The following is a 1,719-nucleotide window of genomic DNA, read 5'->3' as shown; positions in this document are numbered from 1 at the left end:
CGGGCTGCGCACCACCGCCGGGGAACGCGTCGTGGTCAGCCCGCCGCCGCTGGACTACACCAGCTACCTCTCGACGGTCGGGTGGGACCCGGTGGGGCTGCCGCCGCGGGACGCCCCACTGGTCCTCACCCGTCGCCGTGAGTCGATCTGGTGGACCACCCTGCCTGGCGGGCCGCTCTACGTCGTGTACAACGAGGTCCAGGCCGGCAGCCTGACCGCCGCCGCCCCCGTGCTCGCCGCCGCGGCGCAGCCGCGCCATCCCGGCGTCATCATCGACGTCCGCAATAACGGAGGGGGCAACAACCAGACGTATGGCGGCCTGCTCGCCGCCGTCCGCGACCCCCGGCTGCGTGGGCGGCTGGTCCTCATCGTCGGCCGGTCGACCTTCTCGGCCGCGATGAACTTCACCGTCGACGTCGAACAGTCCACCGACGCGGTCTTCGTCGGCGAGCCGACGGGGGCGAGGCCCAACCTCTATGGCGATGTGCGACCGGTGCAGATGCCCAGCTCGGGACTGGTCGCCCACGTGTCCAGCCGCTACTGGCCCAAGGCGGGCGACACCGACACCCGGACGACCCTCGACCCGGGCGTCCGCGTCGAGTGGACCGTCAGGGACTTCCTCGCCGGCCGGGACCCAGTGCTCGATGCCGCCGTCAAGGCGCTGCACTGACCGGCAGCTCGGCGCTCATCGTGGGGCCGTGGTCCGGACGAGCTCAGGCGCGACGCACTGCTGGACCGGCGCCCGGTGCGCCCGAGCACCGAGGACCCTGCGGGCGATGCCCGGAGCGAGCAAGGACTGCGGCGGACGGAGCAGGTTGAGCACCTCCATGAACGCCACGGTCACCGGCGCATCGTGGCGGGCAACCTCGATGACCCGGTCGACATACCGGTCGAGGAGGCGCTCCGGAAGCGGCTTGCGCGGCATACCGGGAAGACGCCGGTCCGGGCCGGTCGCCAGCGCCCACGGCGCGGACACGACGCGGGCTTGCACCGCGGGGGCTCGAGAGGCGAGATCGTCGAGGGCCGCCCTGACGTCGCCACCACGAGCGGCCACGCACTCCTCGACCAGGTCGCGAACCGCGGCCGCCTGCAGCGAGGCCGACGACATGCCCTGCCCGTACACCGGGTTGAAGGAGCACACCGCGTCACCCACGGCGAGCACACCGAGCGGGCGCCGGCGCAGCCGCTCGTAGCGGACCCAGCGGCTCGACGGGAAGCGGTAGACCACACCCGTGCCATCCGGCTGACAGGCGCGGACGAGCCGCCCGAGCTCCGGCGCCGGCAGGGAGTCGGCGAAGGCGGTGAACTCCGGCAGGTCGATCGGCGGCACAGCACCATTGGCTTGCGCCACGGTGACCGTCCACCGGCCTCCCTCGATCCGCGCTGCCGCGCCCGAGCGGCCGGTCTGCGGATCGGTCGAGACGACGATGACGTCGGTCCCGTCGAGGACGCCCCGCTCGTCGTGGAACACCCGGGTGGCATAGCCGACGCTTGCCGCCACCTCGGTCACCTCCGGCAGGTCGTACCCGAGCTCGGCGAACCAGCGGGACAGCCGGGACCCGCGACCGGTGGCGTCCACGACGAGGTCCGCCGCGAGGACGGTCTCGATGCCCGCGTCCGGGCCGGTCCGGGGGACGAGCCGGGCCCCGATGACCCGGCGACTGGCGTCGTCGGTGACCAGGGCGACGATGTCGTGCTCGCCGAGCAGCTCCACACCCG

Annotated in this window: 1 protein-coding gene and 1 pseudogene; one reads left to right on the top strand and one right to left on the bottom strand. The window is 73.4% G+C overall.

Going from position 1 to position 1,719, the window contains the following annotated elements; genetic code table 11:
* The coding region (locus B4M60_RS12100) for a hypothetical protein (protein WP_291084237.1) at positions 1–670 on the top strand (670 nt) is incomplete at its 5' end.
* A gap of 15 nt (positions 671–685) precedes the next feature.
* On the opposite strand, the pseudogene B4M60_RS12095 reads toward B4M60_RS12100, so the two are convergent.
* Positions 686–1,719: pseudogene (locus B4M60_RS12095) on the bottom strand (hypothetical protein); the annotation flags it as partial.

Origin of the sequence: Dietzia sp. UBA5065 (assembly GCA_002415925.1) — a bacterium.
Classification (GTDB): domain Bacteria; phylum Actinomycetota; class Actinomycetes; order Mycobacteriales; family Mycobacteriaceae; genus Dietzia.
This window is presented reverse-complemented; position numbering and strand designations above follow the sequence as displayed.